This is a genomic window from Methylobacter marinus A45 (assembly GCF_000383855.1).
Classification (GTDB): Bacteria; Pseudomonadota; Gammaproteobacteria; order Methylococcales; family Methylomonadaceae; genus Methylobacter; species Methylobacter marinus.
In genome coordinates this window covers 2,162,963-2,186,938 of record NZ_KB912877.1, presented here as the reverse complement: position 1 = coordinate 2,186,938, position 23,976 = coordinate 2,162,963, and the positions used below count along the sequence as shown (strand labels likewise).

The following is a 23,976-nucleotide window of genomic DNA, read 5'->3' as shown; positions in this document are numbered from 1 at the left end:
GCACAAGTAAAGGCTTTATTTGGCCTGAGGTCCGATATGCAAATTGTCGCAAATGGCCAATGTCGGCGTCGACTGGTTCATGGTATAAAAATGCAATCCCGGCGCGCCGCTATCAAGCAAGCGCTGGCAAAGCCCTGTCACCACGTCAATGCCGAAAGCCTGTATGGCCTTGCGATCATCGCCAAAACATTCCAGCCGCTTTCTCATCCAGCGAGGAATGTCGGCGCCGCACATTTCTGAAAACCTGAACAGTTGCGAATAATTGGTAATCGGCATGATGCCGGGTACGATAGGAATATCGATACCGTTTTTCTCGCACCGGTCAATGAAATAAAAATACGCTTCGGCATTATAAAAATACTGCGTAATAGCCGCGTTCGCGCCGGCCTCGACCTTACGCTTGAAATTGTTGAAATCCTGATCGCTGTTCACAGCCTGCGGATGCACTTCCGGATAGGCGGCGACATGAATCTGAAAGTGATCGCCGGTTTCCTGGCGGATAAATTCCACTAATTCATTGGCATACCGGAATTCACCGACCGACATCATGCCGGAAGGCAGATCGCCTCTTAAAGCTACGATTTTCGATACGCCATGAGCCTGATATTTTCTCAGAATCTCGCGGATATTGTCTTTAGTCGATGCCACACAGGATAAGTGCGGCGCCGCGGCAATCCCTTTGGCCTGAATTTCTATGACTGATTCGAAGGTTTTTTCGCGCGTCGAGCCACCGGCGCCGAAGGTGACCGAAAAGAAGTCTGGATTGAGTTTGGCCAGTTTGCTATGCACCACTTGTAGATTGGCGGCGCCTTCTTCCGATTTTGGCGGGTAGAACTCGAAACTGAACAGTTGCGGATATTTTTTCTGTGATTGCATTTTTATTGGCATGAGGGAAATGTAAAAACCTGCTTCGGATGTTTCGGCACTCGCGATAGCCGAACGGGTTTATCAAGGCTGACAAACCCGTTCATTCAATCAGTAACGGTAATGATCGGCTTTATAAGGGCCATCAACCGGAACGCTGATATATCGAGCCTGCTCATCGGTCAAACGGGTCAGTTTAACACCCAGTTGTTTCAGGTGCGCTGCCGCCACTTTCTCATCGAGCTTCTTGGGCAAAATATAGACCTTATTCTCATACTGGTCTGAATTTTTCCACAGTTCGATTTGTGCCAGCACCTGATTACAGAAAGAATTGGACATAACAAAGCTCGGATGGCCCGTTCCACAGCCCAGGTTTACCAGTCGCCCTTCCGCCAGCACAATCAGGCGTTTTCCGTCAGGGAAAATGACATGATCAACCTGTGGTTTAATGTTTTCCCACGTATACTGGCGTAACGATGCAATGTCAATCTCGGAGTCGAAATGGCCGATATTGCATACGATAGCCTGATTCTTCATCGCAGCCATGTGACTATGGGTAATCACATTGACGTTACCGGTTGCGGTCACAAAAATGCTGGCAACAGGCGCCGCCTCTTCCATAGTGACGACGCGGTAGCCTTCCATTGCGGCCTGCAAGGCACAAATCGGATCAATTTCAGTCACCCAGACCGTCGCGCCCAAGCCGCGCAGCGATTGCGCGCAACCTTTGCCGACATCACCGTAACCGCAAACTACGGCAATCTTGCCAGCCACCATGACATCGGTAGCGCGCTTAATGCCATCGACCAATGATTCACGGCAACCGTACAGGTTGTCGAATTTTGATTTAGTCACTGAGTCATTGACATTGAACGCCGGCACTCTTAACGTACCCTTGGCCACCATTTCATAAAGCCGCAATACACCGGTTGTCGTCTCTTCCGAAATGCCTTTAACACCCGACATTAATTCCGGATATTTCTCATGCATCATGAGGGTCAAATCGCCGCCATCATCCAAAATCATATTCGGACGCCAGCCGTCAGGGCCTTCGATAGTCTGGGCAATACACCATTCAGCCTCGGCTTCCGTTTCCCCTTTCCAGGCGAAAACAGGGATGCCCGACACAGCCATTGCCGCTGCCGCGTGATCCTGGGTGGAAAAAATATTGCATGAAGACCAGCGCACCTCCGCGCCTAATGTCGTCAAGGTTTCGATCAATACCGCCGTTTGAATGGTCATATGCAGACAACCGGCAATACGCGCGCCTTTTAGCGGTTGCTCCAGACCATATTCCTCCCGTAATGCCATCAATCCCGGCATTTCCGTTTCAGCGATGCTAATCTCTTTACGCCCCCATTCTGCCAAAGCGATATCGGCAACCTTATAATCCGGTGAACTCATTGTTTTCTACCTATATTTAAAGAGTTAAAGGCCGGACGCTGCTTTCAATGCGTCCACTTTATCGGTTTTTTCCCAGGTAAAATTATCTTCCTTGCGCCCGAAATGCCCATAAGTTGCGGTCTGTTGATAAATAGGCCGCATCAAATCAAGTTGTGCAATCAAACCTTTAGGTCTCAGATCGAAATTATCGCGGATAATCTGCACCAGCCTGTCTTCGCTGATTTTACCGGTACCGAATGTTTCAACACTGATAGAGGTCGGCTCGGCAACGCCAATCGCATAAGACACCTGAATTTCACAACGCTCGGCCAATTCAGCCGCGACGATGTTTTTTGCCACATACCGGCACATATAAGCCGCGGAACGGTCAACTTTCGAAGGATCCTTGCCCGAGAACGCACCTCCGCCGTGTCTTGCCATGCCGCCATAGGTATCGACGATAATTTTGCGTCCTGTCAGTCCGCAATCACCGACGGGGCCGCCGATGATGAACTGCCCGGTTGGATTGATAAAATATTTTGTGCCTTTATGCAGCCATTCGTTGGGCAAGGTAGGCAGGATGATTTCATCCATCACGGCCTCATGCAGCTGCTTGGCGCCGATTTCCGGCGAATGCTGAGTCGACAGTACAACCGCCTCTATCGCAACCGGCTTATTATTTTCATAACGAAATGTAACCTGGCTTTTTGCATCAGGACGCAGCCAAGGCAAGGTTTTATTTTTACGGATTTCGGCCTGACGCTTGACCAGCAGATGCGCATAGGTGATCGGCGCCGGCATCAGCACATCGGTTTCATTGCTGGCATAACCGAACATCAAGCCCTGATCGCCCGCACCCTGCTCATGATCTTCGGCCTCATCAACGCCCATCGCGATATCGGGTGATTGTTTGCCGATCGCATTCAGTACCGCGCAACTTTGACCGTCAAAGCCGATATCGCCGTGATCATAGCCGATTTCACAAACCACTTTACGCACCAACTCTTCAGTATCGACCCAGGCATTCGTGGTAATTTCACCGGCCAGAATGACCATGCCGGTTTTTACCAATGTTTCACAAGCGACCCGCGATTTAGGATCCTGTGCTAATAATGCATCCAATACCGCATCCGAAATTTGATCCGCAACCTTATCCGGATGACCTTCTGAAACTGATTCTGATGTAAAAATGAAGTTATTGCTCACGATTGCTGCCTTCTAAAAATATAATACCCAGATATACAAAAGGCTGCCGAAGCAGCCTTTTTTATTTGTGGTGGGCCCTGTAGGACTTGAACCTACGACCTGCCGATTATGAGTCGGACGCTCTAACCAACTGAGCTAAGGGCCCTCTAACTGTTACCTATTCGCCATCCAGAAAACATCTTAATTGCTCTGATCTTGACGGATGCCTGAGCTTTCTCAATGCTTTGGCTTCAATTTGACGAATTCTTTCACGCGTCACATCAAACTGCTTACCGACTTCTTCCAGCGTATGATCGGTATTCATATTAATACCAAACCGCATGCGCAGAACCTTGGCTTCTCTTGCGGTCAATCCCGCCAGCACATTTTGTGTCGATTCACGCAAGCCCGCAATCGTAGCTGACTCAACCGGGGACAATACTTTAGCATCTTCTATGAAATCCCCCAAATGAGAATCTTCATCATCCCCTATCGGCGTTTCCATGGAAATAGGCTCTTTCGCTATTTTCAATACCTTACGAACTTTGTCTTCGGGCATTTCCATGCGTTCGGCCAACTCTTCCGGCGTCGCTTCGCGCCCCATTTCCTGCAGAATCTGTCTGGAAATACGATTTAATTTGTTGATCGTTTCGATCATGTGCACCGGAATACGGATCGTTCTGGCCTGGTCCGCAATGGAACGGGTAATTGCCTGCCTGATCCACCAGGTTGCATACGTTGAAAACTTGTAACCGCGACGGTATTCAAATTTATCAACCGCTTTCATTAAGCCGATATTCCCTTCCTGAATCAGATCCAGGAACTGCAAACCGCGATTAGTATATTTTTTAGCAATCGAAATAACCAGCCTTAAATTCGCTTCGATCATTTCTTTTTTCGCGCGTCTGGCTTTGGCCTCGCCGATAGACATGCGTCGGTTAATATCCTTCAGTCCATTAATGGTCAGCCCGTATTCGGACTCAATATCCGATAATACCTTTTGTGCCTTCCTTAAATCCTTTTCATGTTCTTTCAGAGCCGCCGCATACTTGTTATCGTCGCTCAATAACCGGTCAAACCACTCCGGATTCACTTCACTCTCGGTAAATAAGGAGATGAATTCCTTGCGCGGCATCTTTGCATGCCTGACACAAATCTCCATAATCACCTTTTCCTGTTCGCGGACAGTTGCAACGCCGCCAGGAATAATCGCCGTCAATTTTTTCAAATATTGCGGCGTCCACTTGAATTCCATGAATAAATCAGCCAAAGCCTCAAAGGCCTTTTCTGTTTTATCGCTTGAATAGCCATATTTTTTGATTGCCGCCGAAGCTGTTTTCAGTTGTTTCCGAAGCTCTTCTACTTTTTCCCTGACTTCTTCATAATCAAGCCCTTTCGCTTCGTCTTCAACCGCCGTTTCATCATCATCATTTGCGGATGCCGTACTGACTAAAGGTTCAGGTTCGCTTAAGTCAACAAAACCCGAGATCAAATCAGCCAACCTGACCCCGCCTTCTTCACCGGAAATGGCATCGAATGACTGCAAAAAATGCTCAACAACGACGCAGGACCTGGCAATAGCCTTGACGACCTGCTGCTGCCCATCCTCAATCCGCTTGGCGATTTTCAATTCATCGTCACGCGTCAATAGTTCAACCGAACCCATCTCGCGCATATACATGCGCACAGGATCCGTTGTTCTGCCAAACTCACTGTCGACAGACGCTAAAGCCGCGACTTCCTCCGCATCCTCATCGTCGGTAGTAACCGCCGCGGAATCGGTAATCAGGGAATCTTCATCCGGCGCAACTTCGTAAACCTGAATCCCCATATCATTGATCATGCCGATGATATCTTCAATCTGTTCCGGATCAACAATATCGCTAGGCAGGTGATCATTAACCTCGGCATACGTCAGATATCCCTGCGTTTTGCCTTTGGCTATCAATTGTTTAAGTTGGGATTGCTGCTGTTCTTGATTCATATTTACTCACTGAATGCTCGGTTCAGCACGACTTCGCTGAACCGGAAATTGTACTATAAACTTTGCTGTTTTGCAGCAAATTCATCAAATTATTTATTTGCCAACATTTTCCGCAACATCTCTTTTTCCTGCGAATCCAATCCCTTAGTTTTCTCTTTAGCCAGCAACCTTTCCAGGCCTGCCGACCGGGCCTGATCAAGCAATCGATCCAACGCATCACAAAACTCCGCCTCCACCCCTTCATCAGGAACCAGCAGATCCAAAAAGGCCAATGCCTTGACCGGCTTTTCTTCGGCAGCGCCTCGATAAGACTCCACCAAAACAGCGGTATTCGCCGGTTTTTTATCAAGAATCACGCTCAGTACATTCTTAAATAAATCAATCCCGGGGAACTCCAGTCCGCGCCAATCGATCTCCCTCTGCTCAATTACTTCAGCCAATCCCGGATTCTGAATCAGTAAAGCGATTGCCATACGAGCCGACGACAGCCGACCGCGATCCTGACGCTTATTACCCTCCCGCTTCGGTCTAAGTGTAGTCGCATTCGTCAAAACATCCAGCGTCGCCAAGCCCGACAACTGCTTAAGCCGCGCGAACATCATTTCCCGAAACACCCCCTCCGGCAGCTTCTCCAGATACGGTTTAGCCTTGCCGACCAATTGTGCCCGCCCCTCCATTTCGGATAAATTCGACTCTTCGGTTAAATGCCCGAAAAAATAATCCGATAAAGTCGCGGACGACTGTACACGCTCTGAAAACTTATCAACCCCTTCCATACGGACCAGCGAATCCGGATCCTGGTTCTGCGGCAACAACATAATGCGTATCAACCGCCCATCCCTTAAACAGGCAAAAGCCGGCTCCATAGCCCGCCAGGCCGCCTGCCGCCCCGCCTTATCGCCATCGAAACAAAATATCAGCTCCGAAGAGAATCGAAACAGCAAATCAAGATGCGCTTGCGATGTCGCCGTCCCCAGTGTAGCCACGGCATAATTAATCCCGAACTGAGCCAAGGCGATTACATCCATATAACCCTCGACAATCAAAATCTTCTGTGGTTTCGGATTCTTTTGCAGAAGTTCATACAGACCGTAAACCTCCCTGCCTTTATGAAATAGGGATGTTTCAGGAGAATTCAAGTACTTGGGCAAAGAATCGTCAAGCACCCGCCCACCAAATCCGATAATACGGGCACGCCTGTCCCGAATGGGAAACATAACCCGACCGCGAAATCGATCATAAACCTTCCCGGCTTCATTACTGACCGACAGCCCCGCTTCCAACAGCAGCTTCTGACTAAATCGACCACCCAGGGCCTGCCATTCATCAGGCGCATAACCGAGCATAAAATCATGGGCGACCTGACCGCTAACCCCTCTTGCCCTCAAATAATCAACCGCCTTTTTTCCGTCGGCATTAACCCGCAACTGATCGACATAAAAAGCAGCCACCTGCTCCATAAGCTGATACAGCCCGCTCAAATCATCTTTCTTTTGCCCGGACGGATAAACGACAGACTCCCGAGGCACATCGACACCGGCAAAGGTTGCCAAGTCCTCAACTGCTTCGACAAAATTAAGATGATTAAAATCCATCAAAAAACTGATGGCATTTCCGCTGGCTCCGCAACCGAAGCAATAAAAGAATTGCTTATTTTGGTTTACGGAAAAACTGGGGGTTTTTTCAGTGTGAAAGGGACAGCGGGCGACATAATTGCTACCCGTTTTTTTTAGAGGAACGTGCGAATCGATTAAATCGACAATATCAACCCGCACTAGAAGTTCATCAATAAACTCGCGAGGAATTCTACCGGACATAATTTACCCGGACAAAATTGCCACAAGAAAACTATCCTGCCAAGACAGCTTTGATTTTTGCGCCGACGATCGCCATATCAGCACGACCTTGCATTTTTGCCTTAAGTAAACCCATGACCTTGCCCATGTCTTTAATTGATGCCGCGCCAGATTCAGCCACCGCATCTTTAATCATGGCGTCAATTTCGGCCTCGCTAAGGGGCTGAGGCAGAAAATCCTGAATCACCAAAATTTCAGCCTCTTCAATCTCGACCAGATCATTTCGACCCGCATCAGCATACTGCCGGATAGATTCACGGCGCTGCTTCAACATCTTATCGAGAACCTGGATAACACGATCATTATCCAGCTCAATCCGCTCATCGACCTCAACCTGCTTGATTGCGGCCAGTATCAAACGAATCACTGCCAATCTAGCTTTGTTGCCGCCTTTCATGGAGGCTTTCATATCATCCTTGATACGATCTAATATCAAATCCATCTCATCAACCCTGCTTTACAACTGAGGACGTCCGCGACGCAGGTTTTTCAACGCATACCGTTCACGCGCCAGTTTTTTCAGGTGACGCTTAACGGCAGCAGCGCCTTTACGTTTACGCTCCGCGGTTGGTTTTTCATAAAACTCGCGACGACGCACTTCTGACAAGACGCCCGCTTTTTCACAAGCACGCTTGAAGCGACGAATCGCGATATCGAAAGGTTCGTTTTCTTTAACTTTAACTGACGGCATATAATGATCCAAATATGATAGTATCTAAAAATTGAAGGCCTTACGACCCACCAAATAAACAGAACCCTAAATTATACCTTTACTTTAAATTATTTTCAAAAACTCAATGTACGTTTTAGGCATAGAAACATCATGCGACGAGACCGGCGTCGCCATTTATCACGCCGAACACGGGCTGTGCACTGATTTATTGTACAGCCAGATCGAGATGCACAGCGAGTATGGCGGCGTCGTCCCGGAACTGGCTTCGCGCGATCACATACGCAAATTAGTCCCGCTCATCAAGCAAGCCCTGCAAGAAAGCGGATTAACCCGCAAGGATATCAATGGCATCGCCTACACCGCGGGCCCGGGACTTATGGGCGCCCTGCTGGTCGGTGCCGCGACAGCCCGCAGCCTGGCCTGGTCGTGGCGGATTCCCGCCATTGCCGTTCATCACATGGAAGGACACCTGCTCGCCCCGATGCTGGAAGAAAAGCCGCCGGCATTTCCTTTTGTAGCCTTATTGATTTCCGGCGGGCACACACTACTGGTGCAAGTCGAGGGCATCGGCCATTACCGATTACTGGGCGAATCACTCGACGACGCGGCCGGCGAGGCGTTTGATAAAACAGCAAAGATGCTGGGCCTCGGCTACCCGGGCGGCCCCAAACTGTCCAAACTTGCCGAACGCGGCCGCCCCGTCCTTCATTTCCCGCGCCCGATGACCGACAGACCGGGATTGGACTTCAGTTTCAGCGGCCTGAAGACCTACACCATGAATGCATTCAATGCTTCGTCACAAACCGACCAGGCCAAAGCCGATATCGCCATGGCCTTTCAATCTGCCGTTGCCGACACACTCAGCATCAAATGCAAGCGCGCATTGCAGCAAACCGGACTGAAAAGACTGGTCGTCGCTGGCGGCGTCAGCGCCAACAAGCACATCCGAGCCAGCCTGACCGAAATGACCGCCCGCGAAAATGCGGAGATCTATTTCCCCAGGCCGGCATTCTGCACCGACAATGGCGCCATGATCGCTTACGCCGGCTGTCAGCGCCTAATGGCCGGCCAGCAGCAGGCGCTTGAAATTTTTGCCCGCCCTCGCTGGCCAATCAGCGAGTTATCAGGTCTTTAATTTGCCTTCTTCACCAGATAACAAGCGTTGAATATTGCTTTCATGCCGCCATAACAAAAACACCGTCATGACCGCCGAAGCGATGACTATCTTTACATCCCCGACAATAAACCAGGCAAAAACCGGGGACAAAATCGAGGCTATCAAGGCCGATAAAGAAGATATTTTGCCCAACTTGTAAATCAGAATCCATGTACCCATGAATGAGAAACCCAGCGCCCAGGAAAATCCCAGCAATACACCGACGGATGTGGCAACCCCCTTACCGCCTTTAAACCCGAAAAAAGCCGGATAAAGGTGTCCCAAAAACGCGGCCAGCCCGACAACTGCCAGCAATTCCGAGGGCAATTCAAATGATTTCGCTATATACACCGGGATCAAGCCCTTTAGTAAATCACCTAGCAATGTAATACCCGCCGCTTTTTTTCCACCGATGCGCATGACGTTAGTGGCGCCCGGATTGCCCGAACCTTGTTCACGGGGGTCCGGTAACCCCATCAAGCGACAAATAATAATTGCACTGGAAATCGAACCTATCAAATAGGCAGCCGGAATAAACAACCATTCAAACATTCTATACCTTTCATCATTCAGAACTTGTAAGCCAGGGCTAATTCCCCGATACTTAGCCAATTTTAAAGCGCACATCATAACCGGAAATCATCATGGACATCATATTTTTAGGCGGCCTCGAAATTCAGACTATCATTGGCATTTATGATTGGGAAAGAGAAATCAAACAAACCGTGGTTCTTAACATTGAAATGGCTTATGACATTAAAAAAGCCGCCGAAACCGATGACATCCAATACACGCTTGATTACAAAACAGTTTCCAAACGCATTATTTCTTTCGTTGAAGAAAGCCGGTTTTTTTTGGTCGAAAAACTGATTGAAGAAATTGCCGCCATCATTCGCAACGAATTCAATGTGCCCTGGGTGAAAATCACGCTGAACAAGAAAGGCGCCATCAGCGGTGCCAGTGATGTAGGCATCATAATCGAACGAGGAGAGAAATAAACCATGCCGCGCGGCTATATCAGTATCGGCAGTAACATAGACAGGGATAAAAACATTCCTGCCAGCCTACGGGTGCTTGAACAATGCTTTGGCGAACTGACCGTCTCGAGCATTTATGAAACCGAGCCAGTCGGATTTTCAGGCGACCCTTTCTACAATCTGGTCGTGGGTTTTGATTCTGACCTGGATGCGAAAGAGGTTGCCCGGCAGCTCAGACAAATCGAACTCGACCATGGACGCGCCCGAAACTGCCAAAAATTTACCGCCCGGACCCTGGACCTGGACCTGATCCTCTACGGCGATCTCGTTTGCTGCGATGAACAGCTACAGATACCGCGCGATGAAATTGAGCGCTATGCCTTTGTCCTTGAGCCCCTAGCGGAAATTGCACCGACCCTGAAGCACCCCGTCAGCCATATAAGCTATGCCGAACTATGGGATAAATTTGACAAAACAAACCTCAAGCAAAAACGCGTCACGCCGTCCTGGACGCTAGCAAAATAAGGTTCGCCCCCCGTCCACGGTAAGGATTTGTCCGGTCATATAATCGGCATCCTTAATCAAAAACAGCACTGCCTTGGCAATATCGAGCGCTTCGCCATGACGCTTTAAAGCCACGCGCTGCACAATCTCGGCTTTGGCCTGTTCGGACAACCCGTGCTCGGGCCATAATATGGCACCTGGAGACACCGCGTTCACTCTGACGTCCGGACCCAATTCCTTGGCCAAAACACGGGTCATGGCGGCCAGCCCGGCCTTGGCAATGCTATAGACGGGATAGCCTTTCAGGCCGCGTTCTGCGTGAATGTCGACAATATTGACAATGCAGCCGTTATGATCGGCTAACGTGTCGGACAATAGTTTTGCCAGAAAAAAAGGCGCTTTTAAATTACTGCCCAACAACTCATCCCACTGTTGCTCGGTGACTTCACCGACTGCGGCAGGATAAAATGCTGACGCATTATTGACCAACACATCGATGCCCCCCCAGGCCTGAGCCGCCTCTCTGGCAACCATTTCCAATGCCTGCATGTTCAATAAGTCGGCCTGAATCATTGTTACCGAACCAGGGCGTTTTTGGTTTAGCTCATTGCAAAGCTGCAGCGCAGCTTCTTGCGATGATCTATAATGTAAAACAATATTATTGCCTTTGCTGTGCAGCAATCTGGCACAGGTGGCACCTATGCGTTTAGCCGCGCCGGTAATCAAAATATTTTTTTGCATCTTCACTATCCATCCTGCTTTATGAGAAAACAGTTATTATCTTTAATCTTCCTCGCGCTTACAGCCTGCAGCGAGCCATCCAGAACCCTGACCAAGTTGCCCGATGACGCCGTCATCCTGGCTTTTGGGGATAGCCTGACCTACGGCACAGGCGCATCCAGGCTCAGCGACTATCCCAATATTCTTGCCGAACTGACCTCGCTTGAAGTGATCAATGAAGGCATACCGGGGGAAATTAGCGAAGAGGGACTGGAGAGACTGCCCGCCCTGCTTGATGAATACCAGCCGAAGCTGCTGATCCTGATACATGGCGGCAATGACTTGTTACGAAAAATTCCGTCCGAACAAATCGCCGCCAATCTGAATAAAATGATTGAAGAGGCTGCCAGCCGCCATATAGAAGTCGTTATGCTGGGCGTCCCGCAGCCTAACCTTCTAACATTGACCAGTGCGGACTTATACCAGCGTATTGCAGAAGACCGGAATATCCCTGTCGACCTCAATACCCTGCCCGATATTCTGGGCGACAATAGCCTGAAATCCGATATGGTTCATCCCAATGACGCAGGCTATCAGCTTATGGCCGGCAATATCTTTAAATTATTGCAGGAAACCGGAGCGCTATAAAATCGTCCAAGCGGGTTCTTACTCGTCTTCCTGCTTTTCGATCGCATCCAGCCTGGCTTCGATTTCCGCATCATCCAGGTACTCGTAAGCCGCCTCATCCAGTTTGGGCACGAATAAGCGTGAAAACAGCAGACCCAGCTCAAACAACATCCACATCGGCACGGCCAGCAAGGTTTGCGAAATCGCATCAGGGGGCGTTAACAGCATGCCGATGATAAATGCACCAACAACGACATAAGGTCGTTTTTCAGCCAGACTTTTCGGTGTGGTCAGTCCGGTCCAGACCATGACGATAGTAAATATCGGCACTTCAAAACAAACACCGAACGCAAAGAAAATGGTTAAAACGAAATCCAGATACTTGGTAATGTCAGTCATAACCGCGACGCCGGCTGGCGCTGCCGCAGTCAGGAATTGAAACATTAAAGGGAAAACGACGAAATAAGCAAAGGCTACGCCCAGGTAAAACAGAAACGTGCTGGCAATCAGCAACGGCAAAATCATGCGCCGTTCGCGCTTATATAACCCTGGCGCAACAAAGGCCCAGAACTGATAAAGTATAAAAGGGACGGAAATAAACACCGCCAGGATGAGCGCCAGCTTGAACGGCGTAAAGAAGGGCGAGGCGACATCAATAGCAACCATCGAGCTATTGGCCGGCATATACCGCATCAAAGGACCGGCCAGAAGAGTATAAAGCTCATTGGCATAGAAAGCCAAGCCCCCGAAAACGACCAGCACAAACAAAACCACACGCAACAGGCGACTGCGCAATTCAATCAAATGACTGATAAAAGGCTGCTCTACCGCATCTTCTTTGAAATCATTCTGACTCATGCGGCCGTTTAACCTGTTTTGCGTTTACTTGTTGCGCTTGTTCAAGCGAGGACTTTACCGAATTGGCCGCATCGGACGCATCGTCAAGCATCCGCTGAATTTCTTTGAGCTCTGCCTGCTCTTTAAATACTTGGCGTATTTCCTCGGCTTGCAGTTCTTCTTTGATCTCTGCCTTAACGGAAGCAATCATATGCCGTGTCTTACCGATCCAAAAGCCCGCAATCCGCGCGGCCTTTGGCAAGCGTTCCGGCCCAATCACCAGCAAGGCGACCAGCCCCACCATGCAAAGCTCCGAAAACCCGATATCAAACATGGTCTAATCAGACTTTTTCGTTTTTCTTGTTAATGACTTCACCGTCAATGGTTTTGCCATCCTCGTCGGCGGTATTTTTTTCGTCCTCGCCTTCTTTTACCGCGGAACGAAAGCTCTTGATGGCGCCGCCCAGATCAGATCCCAGATTGCGCAGACGCTTGGTGCCAAAAACAATAATGACGATGACCAATACGATTAACAGTTGCGTGACGCTTATGCCCATTTCTAACTCCAAATGGCCGAATCAAGGTCGGCTCTATATGATTTGCTTATTTATTGCGCCGGGCTTTTTCTTCAAGGCCGGACAAGCCAAAGCGCCGCTGCAGCTCCTGCAACACATCATCCGGTCCCAGTCCTTGATCAGCCAATAAGACCATGCAATGAAACCAAAGATCGGCCGTTTCATAAACAATCTGCTTCTTATCGCCGTCTTTGGCCGCAATAACTGTTTCCGTGGCTTCTTCGCCGATTTTCTTCAATATCGTGTCCAGCCCTTTCGCGTAAAGACTGGCCACATAAGATTTGTCAGCCGACTCCAGCTTGCGCTGCTCCAGAATTTGCGCCAATTGTTGTAATACGTCGCTCATTGCTTCCCATAAATAGCTTCAGGATCTTTTAACACCGGCTCAACAGGCTGCCATTGCCCATTAACCAGACTCCGGTAAAAACAGCTTTCGCGGCCGGTATGACAAGCAATACCGCCTTCCTGTTCAATTTTGATCAGGATAACATCCTCATCACAATCAAGAAACAGGCCGGTCACTCTCTGTCTGTGCCCGGATTCTTCACCCTTGCGCCACAGCTTATTGCGCGATCTCGACCAGTAAACGGCATAGCCTTCCCGGACCGTCAAAGCCAGCGATTCGCGGTTCATCCAGGCGAACATCAAGATTTTTCCCGTATCCGCCTGCTGCGCAATCACCGGCACTAAACCCTCTTCGGTCCAGCGTATCTCGTCAAGCCAGGAAGCACTCATGTTAAACGCACCTCTATGCCGCGTGCCGCCATATGCTCTTTCGCCTGCTGGATACTGTATTCGGCGAAATGAAAGATGCTGGCCGCTAAAACCGCATCGGCTTTGCCTTCAATAACGCCGTCGGCCAGATGGTCGAGATTGCCTACGCCGCCCGAAGCGATAACCGGCACGGGCACCGCCTCACTGATTGCGCGGGTTAACAATAAATCAAAACCTTCCCTTGTGCCGTCACGATCCATGCTGGTTAGCAGAATCTCGCCCGCGCCGTAGGCCACCATTTTTTTCGCCCATTCAACGGCATCAATGCCGGTCGCCTTACGCCCGCCATGGGTAAAGATTTCCCAGCGATTGTCTTCGCCGGCTTGACTGACTTTCTTCGCGTCAATGGCGACCACGATGCATTGGGATCCGAAGCGTTCCGCGGCTTCGCGCACAAACTCGGGGTTAAAAACCGCCGCACTGTTAATACCCACTTTATCGGCGCCGGCATTGAGCATGCGCCGGATATCGTCCAGGGTTCTGATGCCGCCGCCCACGGTCAACGGAATGAAGACTTCGCTGGCGACCTGCTCAACCACGTGCACAATGGTGTCGCGATCATGATGAGTCGCGGTAATATCCAGAAAGGTGATTTCGTCAGCACCTTCACGGTCATAGCGCCTTGCGATTTCAACCGGATCGCCGGCATCGCGGATATCGACAAATTTTACACCTTTAACGACGCGGCCATTGTCGACATCGAGACAGGGAATAATACGTTTAGCTAAACTCATGATTTTCTTTAAAATGACTCGGCCAGCTTTTCCGCTTCGGCAAAATCCAATGTCCCTTCGTAAATGGCCCGCCCGGTAATGGCGCCCATAATGCCATCGCTGGCCACAGCACCCAGGGCCCGGATATCATCCATATTGGTGATGCCTCCGGAAGCGATGACCGGAATACGAACCGCGCGCGCCAGTCTCGCCGTGGCCTCGACATTGACGCCGGACATCATGCCATCCCTGGAAATATCGGTATAAATGATCGCTTCGACCCCGTCTTCCTCGAAATGCTGCGCCAGATCGATCACATCATGCCGCGACAGTTTGGACCAGCCATCCACGGCAACCTTGCCGTCCTTGGCATCCAGTCCGACAATGATATGGCCGGGAAATTCAATCGCCACATCCCTGACGAAGTGCGGTTCACTGACAGCCTTGGTGCCGATAATAACGTATTGAACCCCGGCATCGAGATAACCCTGTATCGTCTCTTCATCACGGATACCGCCGCCAATCTGCACGGGTACATCCGGATAAGCGGCGGCAATGGCGTGGATGACGTCGGCATTTTTGGGCTTACCCGCAAAGGCGCCGTCCAGATCGACCAAATGAATTCTTTTGGCGCCGGCGGCTACCCACTTGCCGGCAACGGCTACCGGATCATCCGAAAATACCGTGTCGTCTTCCATGCGTCCCTGTCGCAACCGAACACATTTCCCTTCTTTTAAATCAATAGCTGGTATTAGCAACATACACGTAAAACCTCAATGATAAATTTAAACCTGTCCATTCCACTGCAAAAAGTTTCTCAGCAGTTGCAAACCAGCCATTTGACTTTTTTCAGGGTGAAATTGTACGGCAAAGACATTATCCCGCGCCAAGGCGCAAGCAAACGGATCGGGATATTCCGCAGTCGCCGCAATGACGGATGCATCATCGGGGCGCGCGTAATAACTGTGCACAAAATAAAACCGGCTGTCCTGGACAATACCCTGCCATAACGGATGAGGCGTGAAATGAACCCGGTTCCAGCCCATGTGAGGAATTTTCAGGCTATTGCCCGCTTTATCTTTTAACGATTCGGGAAAGTGCACGACATGGCCCGGAAATACATTCAGGCATTGGGTATTGCCGTTTTCCTCGCTGTCAGTCAATAAAGCCTGCATGCCCAGGCAAATGCCCAATAAAGGCCTGGTTTCGGCAACGCTTTTTATAACAGAGGACAAACCTGATCGGTTCAGCGCCTGCATGCAATCGCGTATGGCGCCGACACCGGGAAAAACCACCCGATCAGCGCGCAAGATCGCATCGGCATCGGACACTATCCGCACATCCACTTGCGGTGCAGCATGCTGCAGGGCTTTTGCAATCGAATGCAGATTGCCCATTCCATAATCAATAACGGCAACAGAAGACATAAAACACAAGAGTAAAGGTTAAGAGCGGGTTCGAAACTAAAGACTGCCTTTGGTTGAAGGCATCATACCGGCCATTCTCGGATCGGCGGTAATAGCCATGCGTATCGCCCGCCCCATGGCTTTGAAGATCGTCTCCGCAATATGATGGGAATTAGCGCCTTTCAAATTATCAATGTGGAGCGTGACGCCCGCATGGTTGACAAATCCCTGAAAAAACTCGCGGAACAAATCCACATCAAAACTGCCGATCATCGCCTTCGGAAATTTTACTTCATAAAATAAACCGGGACGCCCGGAAAAATCAATCACTACCCTGGATAATGCCTCATCCAGAGGCACATAGGCATGCCCATAACGGTAAATCCCTGTCTTGTCCCCCATTGCTTCGGCAAAGGCCTGCCCTAAGGTAATCCCGATATCCTCCACCGTATGGTGATCATCAATTTCCAAGTCACCCTTGGCATCGATCTCCATATCAATCAAACCATGCCTGGCGATTTGATCCAGCATATGCTCAAGAAAGGGAACGCCCGTTACAAACGAGGCTTTCCCCGAACCATCCAGGTTAATTGCAATATTAATTTGAGTTTCAAGCGTATTCCGCTCTACTTCGGCAATGCGTTGATTCATGTTTTCAAGGTCTGAATTGATGTCTTGGCATTTTACTATGAATTAACGGATTTCGCAGTGATTGTTAACTCATGTCCGTACAGATCAAATTTCCTGTTTTTTTTTAAGATACAAGACTGAAGCCGCCTTTTATCAGGCAATATTGCCTTGTAATCCTTTACCTACATCAATTTCCGCTTCAGCCGGCTTTTTTTCTTGGAACTTTTTGAGAGAATAGACACATCGCCAAACAGGAAACGGATTTCAAGGATTATTCAACAGGACGTTGCCATGGACGGATCAAGCCAACCAAGCTGGCGATTTTAGCCCCAGCGCACTTTGTGCCCTGGGGTTTTTTATGCAAAATTCAAAGCCATGCGGATCCGCAATTTTTAAATAGCGGCCAGCCAATACAAGCGGCCGGGCAGCCGCTTGTATTTCCATTATTACTTAGCCTTTTGAAGCGCGTTTACGCTCATTTTCAGTCAAGAGCTTTTTGCGCAAGCGGATCGATTTCGGCGTAACCTCTACCAGTTCATCCTCGCCAATAAACTCCAGCGCCTGCTCTAGCGTCATCTTCTGAATGGCTGTTAATACCAGGTTTTCGTCCGTACCGGCAGCGCGAATATTCGTCAATTGCTTGGCCTTGGTCGGGTTGACAACCAGATCATTGGCGCGCGAGTGTATGCCCACCAACATGCCTTCATAGACTTCATCGGCATGAACTAAAAACAATTCACCACGCTCCTGCAAGGCAAATAAAGCATAGGCCAATGCCTTGCCCTGCACCATGGAAACCATCACGCCCCGTTTGCGTGTACCCAACTCGCCTTTTTTCACCGGGCCGTAATGATCGAACACATGATACAACAGGCCGGAACCTGATGTGGCGGTCATAAATTCGGTTTGAAAACCGATCAGTCCGCGCGATGGGATCATATACTCCAGGCGAATCCGACCTTTGCCGTCAGGCACCATATTCAGCAAGTCGCCTTTGCGCTCGCCCATTTTTTCCATGATCGCGCCTTGATGGGTTTCCTCCACCTCGATCGTGACCATCTCGAAAGGCTCGCATTTTTCGCCATCGATTTCCTTAATGATCACTTCCGGCCGGGAAACACCCAATTCAAAGCCTTCGCGACGCATATTTTCAATCAGAACCGATAAATGCAACTCGCCGCGACCGGATACCTTGAATTTATCAGGATCGGGCGTATCTTCGACCCTCAGCGCCACATTGTGCTGCAGTTCCTTTTCCAGGCGGTCGCGAATCTGCCGCGAGGTCACGAACTTGCCTTCCTTGCCGGCGAAAGGTGAATTATTGACCTGAAAAGTCATGGTCACTGTCGGTTCATCGACCGTTAACGGCGGCAATATTTCCACCGCGTCCGGATGACAGATCGTGTCGGATATCTCCAGTTTTTCAATACCGGTAAAGGCGATAATGTCGCCGGCACGCGCTTCAGGCACTTCAACACGGTCCAGGCCGTGAAAACCGAAAACCTGCAGCATTCGCCCCCTGCGCTCAACGCCTTCCCGGTTAATGATCACCAGCGGCGTATTCGGCTTAATTGTGCCGCGTTGAATACGGCCGATACCGATCACGCCGACATAGGTGTTGTAATCGAGCGTAGTCACCTGCATCTGGAACGGCCCGTCCAGATCAACGGCCGGCGGACTGACTTGTTCAACAATTGTCTCGAACAACGGCGTCATATCGCCGCCTGTAACCGATGTATCAAGACCGGCATAACCGTTTAATGCCGATGCGTAAACGATAGGAAAATCCAGCTGCTCATCGGTCGCGCCAAGGCGATCGAACAGATCGAACGTCTGGTCAACCACCCAATCAGGGCGCGCACCCGGCCGGTCGATCTTGTTGATGACCACAATCGGCTTCAGGCCCAAGGCGAAAGCTTTTTGCGTAACGAACCGTGTCTGCGGCATCGGCCCGTCTACGGCATCAACCAATAACAAGACCGAATCGACCATCGACAGAACTCGCTCGACTTCACCGCCAAAATCGGCATGGCCCGGCGTATCGACGATATTGATGTGATAGCCGTTCCAGTCCAGCGCGGTATTCTTGGCCAGAATCGTGATACCCCGCTCTTTTTCAAGATCATTAGAGTCCATAATCCGCTCTGAAACCTTGGCATGCGCGGCAAAGGTGCCTGATTGTTGTAGCAGCTTGTCAACCAGGGTCGTTTTACCGTGGTCTACGTGAGCAATGATGGCAATGTTTCTTAATTTCTGGATCACTTTTAAATATACTCTAATGTTTAAATGAACGGACGCGCGGAATCGAGCGTGCTCCGGTTAAAAAATCGGGCAAGGAAAAAGATGGCTGTCACCATCATAACGAAAAGTTTATGGGGATGTTGGACACGCCCGTCTTGGTCCAACCTAAATAAGGAAATGGAGATTAACTTTGCTCCCAGGGCAAGCCATGAAAGCGCCAACCGCCCAGGTTACCGCGATGCTTGTTTTCATCCAAAGCGCCTTCGAAACCGTCAACAATATTGACTAAATGCTGATAGCCCGCCTCTTCCAATGCTTTCGCCGCGTCCAGCGACCGTTGCCCGCTGCGGCAAAGCAATAAAACCGGCGCCTGCTTGTCAGGCACGGCCTGTTCAACCTCGGCAACGAATTGCGGGTTGACTTGCCAGTCCGGCGCTTCTTTCCAAGGGATATGAACCGCGCCCGGCGGATGGCCGACAAAGCCGTGCTCGATTTTTGTTCTTACATCCACTAATACCGAGCGGGTATTTTGCTGCAGCAAATCCCAACACTGTCTAGGATCCAAATTTTCTATCATCGTAATTAACCAAATCTATGCGTATTTCTGGCCGATAAACTGCGCCTCGCCCCTTAAACCCATCATCTTGTTGCCGATCAGGCCATTGTCCCTGTAAAACACCGGGCGCAATGGCGAGAATAACGCCAACAATTCGCTTTCAGCCAGCAGATAATCGGGATTATTGGGACCATGCCGGCCTGCTTTTTCTCGCGTATACGTCTGATAAAAAAGCAATCCAGCGGGATTAAGTGCGCCTATTATCGCATCACTTAGGTTACGGTCAAGAAATCGGCTCACGACAATAACATCAAATCTCAATTCCATCAAACTGTGACGATCGATTTTTTGCTGGCTGGCGTTGATATCAAGCCCCTGTAAAGCCGCATGAGCCGTTAATTTTTCAATCGCGACCGAAGAAATATCAATCGCGGTCACAGCCAGGCCCTGGCGCGCCAAAAAAATCGCATTGCCGCCCAGTCCGCAGGCCAAATCCAAGGCCGTTCCATTTTCAGGCAATAAAAATGCATTCTCGGCCAGCACCTGAGCCGGGGGACACGCTTCATTCCCGGCTTGACTATAAATAGCATCCCATTTGTTGACTAACGGATCCATTATTCGGTTCCCGGCATACTGACCCGATGTTCCAGCCACTCCTGCAAAAAATCCATAAAGCTTCTGACCTTAGCGGACAGATATTTTCTATGCGGATAGACTGCATGGATATCCAGGGGCGGCAAGGTGTAATTTTCCAATACCAATTTCAGCTTGCCTTTTTCTATATCGCTGCCCACGATATAGGTCGGCAGCATAACCAATCCCAGGCCATTGATTGCGGCGATCCGGATGGGATGCGCCGCATTGGCCTGCATCCGGCCGGATACATTCATCACCGTATAGCCGGTTTCGCCTTTAAATTGCCATTTATCCCGGGGGGGAATGGCCCAATTGACCAGACAACTATGCCTAACCAGATCTTCCGGCGTTTGCGGGATGCCGTACTGTTCCAGATACTCGGGCGATCCGCAGACGACCAGCGAGGAACTGGCCAGTTTACGAGCCACCATACTGGTATCTTCCAAAGCCCCTAAATGAATGGCGAGGTCGATGCCCTCGTCGATCAAATCGCCGGGACTCCCTTGCAGAATCATATCGACGGTTAAATCCGGATGTATTTTAAGAAATTCAGCCAACGCGCGGGAAATATGGGTGGCACCGATTACCGGCGGCGCGCTGATCTTTAAAACGCCTCGCGGCTCAGTCTGCAAATGCGTCACGGCCGCTTCCATCTCTTCAACATCGCCGAGCACCTGCTGGCAACGTTCCAGATATTGCGATCCCACCTCTGTCAGGCTCAAACTGCGCGTGGTCCGATTGAATAACCGCGTTCCCAGATTACTCTCGAGCTGCATGATATGCTTGGTCGCCATTGCCCGCGAAATCCCCAGATCGCGCGCGCCACCAGCAAAACTCCCGGCCTTTGCCACACGAACAAAAACATTCATGCTGGTTAATTTATCCACTGCATCCTCTCTTAATCTTGAAAATAATAATTATTGAGTTCCGATTTAAACATCTGACAGGTCATTTTGGGGAATCTTGAGCGGAATAAACTCTGTGTCATACATTCCCATTACAAAAATAGAATGCAACCAGTACCACGACTTTATCTCGTTCCCACGCTCCTGAGACTGTGAAAGTATTCAATTTAAAAGATTTAACCACGAAGGACACGAAGCACACGAAGTTTTAAGTTATTGATTAATTTTATTTTTTCTTCGTGTCCTTCGTGATCTTCGTGGTGAATAAGGCTTTTTATGACGCTTTTCACTAATTCTTTCACAGTCTGTCCTGCGTGGGAATGCAGACCGGGCCTGATTAAACACCGGTATGGGTTCCCACGGAGGACCGCGGGAACCAGAACAAAATGCTTAACTTAATGGCAGTGAGCACCCATAGTGCGCATGAATTCGCACCTACAATTTACCCGTCACAATTAAATCGACTGACTACCAGTACCACGACTTCAAAAATACAAATAGATTAACAAAAATACGATATCGCAACTGTTTACAAAAAAGAAACAATCAATTTAATATTTATCATATTGTATCCAATAAATATCTCTGTATAGTAACCATCAACTGGCAGACAAGTAGACCAAGCAATAGCTTGAAAGAATTATAGTTTTTGACAAGAACACTTGCGCTATAACCTTAATTTCCGGTCAGGTTGTTTTCCAATCACTTTTTCGTGACCATTGCAACACGTAAAACATTGCAATATAAGTCAAACTAATCCGCCAAGCCCGGCGGAATTGACTGCACTCCCAGTTGTCGTACCTACAAGCAGATCCTCCTCATAACACTCTGCTTGATTTTTTGCCTCCCTCTGCTTAACAGAGGGAGGTCTTTTTTATCTATAGGTTAGCCAGATTAGCCGGCATTAAATCAGGCGCCAATACTTCTTCCTTAGTTTGATACTCAGGGACATCAGCCCGATATTCAGGGACGAGATTCTGTAAAATTCTCAAAATCTCAGTGTCATTATCCTGGCGACAGGCTTGAACCAGCTTCTCAATCTGCGTTTTCCATTGTATTTCGTCATACAATCGCGCATTCGCCAACAACAATTTTTCATAGCCTGTAGACCTAAGCTGCTCGTGCTCATGAAACAGTTCTTCATGCAGCTTTTCACCGGGTCTTAACCCTACATATTTAATCTCGATATCATCACCGACCCGCTTGCCGCTCAAGCGAATCATCTGTTCGGCCAGATAGGCGATTTTGATAGGCTCCCCCATATCCAGGACAAAGACTTCACCGCCTTTGCCGGCCACTTCGGCCTGCATGATCAACTGGCAGGCTTCCGGAATCGTCATAAAATAGCGCGTTATATCGGGATGGGTTACCGTGACCGGCCCGCCGGCCTTAATCTGGGCCCGGAACAAAGGCACGACACTGCCAGCGGAATCCAGCACGTTACCAAAGCGCACGGTCATAAAACGGGTACCATCGCGGCTGTTCAAATTCTGACAAAGTATTTCGGCCGCTCTTTTGGTCGCCCCCATGACATTGGTCGGATTGACGGCCTTGTCGGTGGAAATCAGCACAAACCGCTCAATACCCGCCATCATCGCCTCTTCGGCAACCGTTTTTGTACCTATGACATTATTATGCACGGCTTCGCGAATCTGATTCTCCAGCAACGGCACATGCTTATAAGCCGCCGCATGAAAAATTACATCGGGTTTTAATTCCTGAATCGCGCGGCGCACCGATAATCTGTCGGCGACATCCCCTAAGACAGCCTTGAGCTTTACTTCAGGATGCAGCGCTTTTAATTCAGCGTCTATTTTGTATAAATTAAACTCCGACTGATCGAAAATAACCAGCCTGGCCGGATTGACGCGGGTCAACTGCTTGCAAAGCTCCGAACCGATAGACCCGCCGCCGGTCACCATGATGCTTTTGCCATTCAGGTTTTCAGCAATCAGACGCCAGTCCAGATGGATAGGCTCACGCCCCAGAATGTCCTCGATGGAAACATCGCGCAGATTTCCGCGCGAAATACGGCCTGACAACACGTCCTTAACCGATGGCAAAGTTTGGAAAGGCACCTCGCACAGCTCGCAAATCTCGATGATGCGCCGCATTTGGCTATCTGTCGCCGAAGGGATGGCGATCAACACCACCTCGATATCCAGCTTCTTTACGAATGCCGGCAACCGCTCGATTTCGCCGACGACCCGAATGCCTCTAACTTCCCTTTTCCGCTTATGACGATCATCATCGACAAAGGCGACAGGCACATAACCGGAATTGACTTCGCCCAATAAATCCCTGGCCAGCATTTCCCCTGCCGAGCCGGCCCCGATAATCAAGGCTCTTTTACCCGCTCGTTCCATCAGGATATTTTCTTTCCAGTATCGATAGAAAAACCGAGGCACGCTCAACAGCAGCAACAATAAGAACCCATAGAGCGGTAATACAGCGCGCGGCACGCCATCCAGACGGTTGTACAAAAAGAAACTCAGTGCAATCAAGCCTATGCCCAGTAAGACAGCCTTAGTGATACGGATTAAATCCGGCATTGAAGAAAAACGCCAAACCCCGCGATACAAGCCTAACAACCAAAAGACGATGCCCTGGATAGCAACTACATAAAGAATATCCTTCTCTATATCCTGCTGGAACCTATCGGGAATCACATCCAGGTTAAAACGCAGCCAATATGCGCCGAACCAGGCCACGGCCACCATGGCCAGATCATGGATGAAAATAGTCGTGCGGGAGCGGAATTTAAATCTCACGAA

At 49.6% G+C, this 23,976-nt stretch carries 28 protein-coding genes and 1 tRNA gene; 4 read left to right on the top strand and 25 right to left on the bottom strand.

Features of this window, described 5'->3' with window-relative positions; all coding sequences use genetic code 11:
- Nucleotides 1-15: 15 nt before the first annotated feature.
- The 8 genes from metF to rpsU form a co-directional block, all read right to left on the bottom strand.
- A complete protein-coding gene (gene metF, locus METMA_RS0110100; protein ID WP_020158975.1) occupies nucleotides 16-876 on the bottom strand; it encodes a methylenetetrahydrofolate reductase [NAD(P)H] in 861 nt (286 codons plus the stop codon).
- Between the two features lie 99 nt (nucleotides 877-975).
- Nucleotides 976-2,268: an adenosylhomocysteinase gene (gene ahcY / locus METMA_RS0110095; RefSeq protein ID WP_020158974.1), complete on the bottom strand. Its 1,293-nt coding sequence runs from the start codon at nucleotides 2,266-2,268 to the stop codon at nucleotides 976-978.
- Between the two features lie 24 nt (nucleotides 2,269-2,292).
- Nucleotides 2,293-3,453 carry a methionine adenosyltransferase gene (gene metK, locus METMA_RS0110090; protein ID WP_020158973.1) on the bottom strand — a complete coding sequence of 387 codons (1,161 nt, stop codon included), beginning with the start codon at nucleotides 3,451-3,453 and terminating at the stop codon, nucleotides 2,293-2,295.
- A gap of 68 nt (nucleotides 3,454-3,521) precedes the next feature.
- Nucleotides 3,522-3,598: transfer RNA gene (locus METMA_RS0110085), tRNA-Ile, on the bottom strand.
- A 12-nt stretch (nucleotides 3,599-3,610) separates the two neighbouring features.
- Nucleotides 3,611-5,416, bottom strand: a complete 1,806-nt coding sequence (gene rpoD, locus METMA_RS0110080) for an RNA polymerase sigma factor RpoD (protein WP_020158972.1) — start codon at nucleotides 5,414-5,416, stop codon at nucleotides 3,611-3,613.
- A gap of 89 nt (nucleotides 5,417-5,505) precedes the next feature.
- Nucleotides 5,506-7,233 carry a DNA primase gene (gene dnaG, locus METMA_RS0110075; RefSeq protein WP_020158971.1) on the bottom strand — a complete coding sequence of 576 codons (1,728 nt, stop codon included), beginning with the start codon at nucleotides 7,231-7,233 and terminating at the stop codon, nucleotides 5,506-5,508.
- A 31-nt stretch (nucleotides 7,234-7,264) separates the two neighbouring features.
- A complete protein-coding gene (locus tag METMA_RS0110070) occupies nucleotides 7,265-7,714 on the bottom strand; it encodes a GatB/YqeY domain-containing protein (RefSeq protein WP_020158970.1) in 450 nt (149 codons plus the stop codon).
- 15 nt (nucleotides 7,715-7,729) lie between these two features.
- Nucleotides 7,730-7,963 carry a 30S ribosomal protein S21 gene (gene rpsU / locus METMA_RS0110065; RefSeq protein ID WP_027147207.1) on the bottom strand — a complete coding sequence of 78 codons (234 nt, stop codon included), beginning with the start codon at nucleotides 7,961-7,963 and terminating at the stop codon, nucleotides 7,730-7,732.
- A 106-nt stretch (nucleotides 7,964-8,069) separates the two neighbouring features.
- On the opposite strand from rpsU, the gene tsaD reads away from it, so the two are divergent.
- Nucleotides 8,070-9,080: a tRNA (adenosine(37)-N6)-threonylcarbamoyltransferase complex transferase subunit TsaD gene (gene tsaD, locus METMA_RS0110060; RefSeq protein WP_020158968.1), complete on the top strand. Its 1,011-nt coding sequence runs from the start codon at nucleotides 8,070-8,072 to the stop codon at nucleotides 9,078-9,080.
- Here tsaD and plsY read toward each other — a convergent pair.
- Nucleotides 9,069-9,653, bottom strand: a complete 585-nt coding sequence (plsY, locus tag METMA_RS0110055; protein ID WP_020158967.1) for a glycerol-3-phosphate 1-O-acyltransferase PlsY — start codon at nucleotides 9,651-9,653, stop codon at nucleotides 9,069-9,071. The two genes, tsaD and plsY, sit on opposite strands and share 12 nt — an antisense overlap.
- Before the next feature lie 92 nt (nucleotides 9,654-9,745).
- On the opposite strand from plsY, the gene folB reads away from it, so the two are divergent.
- A complete protein-coding gene (gene folB / locus METMA_RS0110050) occupies nucleotides 9,746-10,099 on the top strand; it encodes a dihydroneopterin aldolase (protein WP_020158966.1) in 354 nt (117 codons plus the stop codon).
- Between the two features lie 3 nt (nucleotides 10,100-10,102).
- Nucleotides 10,103-10,603, top strand: coding sequence for a 2-amino-4-hydroxy-6-hydroxymethyldihydropteridine diphosphokinase (gene folK / locus METMA_RS0110045; RefSeq protein WP_020158965.1), 501 nt, complete (start codon nucleotides 10,103-10,105; stop codon nucleotides 10,601-10,603).
- On the opposite strand, the gene METMA_RS0110040 is transcribed toward folK, so the two are convergent.
- A complete protein-coding gene (locus METMA_RS0110040) occupies nucleotides 10,592-11,323 on the bottom strand; it encodes a pteridine reductase (protein ID WP_020158964.1) in 732 nt (243 codons plus the stop codon). The genes folK and METMA_RS0110040 overlap by 12 nt on opposite strands.
- A gap of 21 nt (nucleotides 11,324-11,344) precedes the next feature.
- Between METMA_RS0110040 and METMA_RS0110035 the strand changes: the two genes are divergently transcribed.
- Complete coding sequence (locus METMA_RS0110035) at nucleotides 11,345-11,950, top strand: GDSL-type esterase/lipase family protein (RefSeq protein ID WP_020158963.1); 606 nt, start codon at nucleotides 11,345-11,347, stop codon at nucleotides 11,948-11,950.
- Nucleotides 11,951-11,968: 18 nt separating this feature from the next.
- Here METMA_RS0110035 and tatC read toward each other — a convergent pair whose 3' ends face one another.
- The 15 genes from tatC to METMA_RS24430 all read right to left on the bottom strand — a co-directional run bounded on the left by tatC (nucleotide 11,969) and on the right by METMA_RS24430 (nucleotide 23,973).
- Nucleotides 11,969-12,787 (bottom strand): twin-arginine translocase subunit TatC, encoded by an 819-nt coding sequence (gene tatC, locus METMA_RS0110030; protein ID WP_020158962.1) that lies wholly within the window; start codon nucleotides 12,785-12,787, stop codon nucleotides 11,969-11,971.
- The gene (gene tatB, locus METMA_RS0110025; RefSeq protein WP_027147205.1) at nucleotides 12,774-13,100 is read right to left on the bottom strand and encodes a Sec-independent protein translocase protein TatB; all 327 of its coding nucleotides are present in this window, start codon (nucleotides 13,098-13,100) and stop codon (nucleotides 12,774-12,776) included. Before tatB ends, tatC begins: the two co-directional genes overlap by 14 nt.
- A 7-nt stretch (nucleotides 13,101-13,107) precedes the next feature.
- Nucleotides 13,108-13,323, bottom strand: coding sequence for a twin-arginine translocase TatA/TatE family subunit (gene tatA, locus METMA_RS0110020; RefSeq protein ID WP_020158960.1), 216 nt, complete (start codon nucleotides 13,321-13,323; stop codon nucleotides 13,108-13,110).
- A 46-nt stretch (nucleotides 13,324-13,369) separates the two neighbouring features.
- On the bottom strand, nucleotides 13,370-13,687 hold the full coding sequence (locus tag METMA_RS0110015) for a phosphoribosyl-ATP diphosphatase (RefSeq protein WP_020158959.1): 318 nt from the start codon (nucleotides 13,685-13,687) through the stop codon (nucleotides 13,370-13,372).
- A complete protein-coding gene (gene hisI, locus METMA_RS0110010; RefSeq protein ID WP_020158958.1) occupies nucleotides 13,684-14,076 on the bottom strand; it encodes a phosphoribosyl-AMP cyclohydrolase in 393 nt (130 codons plus the stop codon). Before hisI ends, METMA_RS0110015 begins: the two co-directional genes overlap by 4 nt.
- Complete coding sequence (gene hisF / locus METMA_RS0110005) at nucleotides 14,073-14,849, bottom strand: imidazole glycerol phosphate synthase subunit HisF (RefSeq protein ID WP_020158957.1); 777 nt, start codon at nucleotides 14,847-14,849, stop codon at nucleotides 14,073-14,075. Before hisF ends, hisI begins: the two co-directional genes overlap by 4 nt.
- Nucleotides 14,850-14,857: 8 nt before the next feature.
- Nucleotides 14,858-15,589: a 1-(5-phosphoribosyl)-5-[(5-phosphoribosylamino)methylideneamino]imidazole-4-carboxamide isomerase gene (gene hisA / locus METMA_RS0110000; protein WP_027147204.1), complete on the bottom strand. Its 732-nt coding sequence runs from the start codon at nucleotides 15,587-15,589 to the stop codon at nucleotides 14,858-14,860.
- 24 nt (nucleotides 15,590-15,613) lie between these two features.
- The gene (gene hisH, locus METMA_RS0109995; RefSeq protein WP_027147203.1) at nucleotides 15,614-16,255 is read right to left on the bottom strand and encodes an imidazole glycerol phosphate synthase subunit HisH; all 642 of its coding nucleotides are present in this window, start codon (nucleotides 16,253-16,255) and stop codon (nucleotides 15,614-15,616) included.
- Between the two features lie 36 nt (nucleotides 16,256-16,291).
- Nucleotides 16,292-16,885 (bottom strand): imidazoleglycerol-phosphate dehydratase HisB, encoded by a 594-nt coding sequence (gene hisB / locus METMA_RS0109990; protein ID WP_020158954.1) that lies wholly within the window; start codon nucleotides 16,883-16,885, stop codon nucleotides 16,292-16,294.
- Between the two features lie 279 nt (nucleotides 16,886-17,164).
- Entirely contained in the window at nucleotides 17,165-17,308 is a 144-nt protein-coding gene (locus METMA_RS26950; RefSeq protein WP_020158953.1) for a hypothetical protein, read from the bottom strand.
- Nucleotides 17,309-17,314: 6 nt separating this feature from the next.
- Nucleotides 17,315-19,126 carry a translational GTPase TypA gene (gene typA, locus METMA_RS0109980; protein WP_020158952.1) on the bottom strand — a complete coding sequence of 604 codons (1,812 nt, stop codon included), beginning with the start codon at nucleotides 19,124-19,126 and terminating at the stop codon, nucleotides 17,315-17,317.
- A gap of 163 nt (nucleotides 19,127-19,289) precedes the next feature.
- Nucleotides 19,290-19,682, bottom strand: a complete 393-nt coding sequence (locus tag METMA_RS0109975; protein WP_020158951.1) for a rhodanese-like domain-containing protein — start codon at nucleotides 19,680-19,682, stop codon at nucleotides 19,290-19,292.
- Between the two features lie 15 nt (nucleotides 19,683-19,697).
- Entirely contained in the window at nucleotides 19,698-20,276 is a 579-nt protein-coding gene (locus METMA_RS0109970; protein WP_020158950.1) for a class I SAM-dependent methyltransferase, read from the bottom strand.
- Entirely contained in the window at nucleotides 20,276-21,184 is a 909-nt protein-coding gene (locus tag METMA_RS0109965) for a LysR family transcriptional regulator (RefSeq protein ID WP_020158949.1), read from the bottom strand. Before METMA_RS0109965 ends, METMA_RS0109970 begins: the two co-directional genes overlap by 1 nt.
- Nucleotides 21,185-22,080: 896 nt before the next feature.
- The gene (locus tag METMA_RS24430; RefSeq protein WP_020158948.1) at nucleotides 22,081-23,973 is read right to left on the bottom strand and encodes a polysaccharide biosynthesis protein; all 1,893 of its coding nucleotides are present in this window, start codon (nucleotides 23,971-23,973) and stop codon (nucleotides 22,081-22,083) included.
- Between the last annotated feature and the right edge of the window lie 3 nt (nucleotides 23,974-23,976).